The organism is Fictibacillus sp. 7GRE50 (assembly GCF_015903875.1).
Classification (GTDB): domain Bacteria; phylum Bacillota; class Bacilli; order Bacillales; family Fictibacillaceae; genus Fictibacillus; species Fictibacillus phosphorivorans.
The window spans coordinates 1-697 of the sequence record NZ_JACZDW010000022.1 but is presented as its reverse complement, the minus strand read 5'-3'; the positions used below and the strand labels follow the sequence as shown (position 1 = coordinate 697).

General features: G+C 43.0%; 1 protein-coding gene and 1 pseudogene. Both read left to right on the top strand.

Going from position 1 to position 697, the window contains the following annotated elements; translation table 11 throughout:
* Positions 1–393: C40 family peptidase (locus tag IHV12_RS22520; RefSeq protein ID WP_197192300.1), on the top strand; the 393-nt coding region annotated here is incomplete at its 5' end.
* A gap of 14 nt (positions 394–407) precedes the next feature.
* A pseudogene (locus IHV12_RS22515) lies at positions 408–697 on the top strand (hypothetical protein); the annotation flags it as partial.

The window sequence follows — 697 nt, the reverse complement described above, 5'->3', positions numbered from 1 at the left end:
GTGGGAGATGGAAGCCAGTCATTTGATGTAGAGGAAGTTCATCACATTATGAAAGAATTTCTTGGCCGCCCTTACGTATGGGGAGGTCGAACGCCAGCAGCCGGCGGATTTGATTGTTCAGGGTTACTCGAATATGCTTTTGCTCAGGTTGGCGTAGATATGTATGGAACAGCGCAATCTCAATACGATAAAACCATTCCTGTTCCTGAAGATCAAATAAAACCGGGAGATTTAGTCTTTTTCTCCACCTATAAACCAGGAGCTTCTCACGTCGGTATGTATGTAGGAGATGGCCAATTCATTAATGCGAACGGCAGCAACGGCACTTCTTATTCGTCCGTTCAAGAGTGGAAAAATATTTATCCTTTCCTAGGGTTTAGAAGGATTCAGTAGTGGAGGTGAAAATCATGGAACCCAGCCAAAAGAAAAATTACATTATGCTTATGGGTGCTTTTATTGCAGCGGTGATCATCATCATGTACGTTTTTAGCTTACGCTCCCAGCTGCAGGAAGTCAGGTCGAATCAGCGTCATTATGAAGAAGAAATTAAATCCTTAACCTCTGTTCAACAAACCGAGGCACTATCTAAAAATCGGTCGTTCCTTGAAGCGTTTTTCACTTATGAAACTACGGCTGAGCGCTATCAAAAGATTCGTCCCTTAATGACCGATCGTGGATTTAAAGCGACTCATCCTTC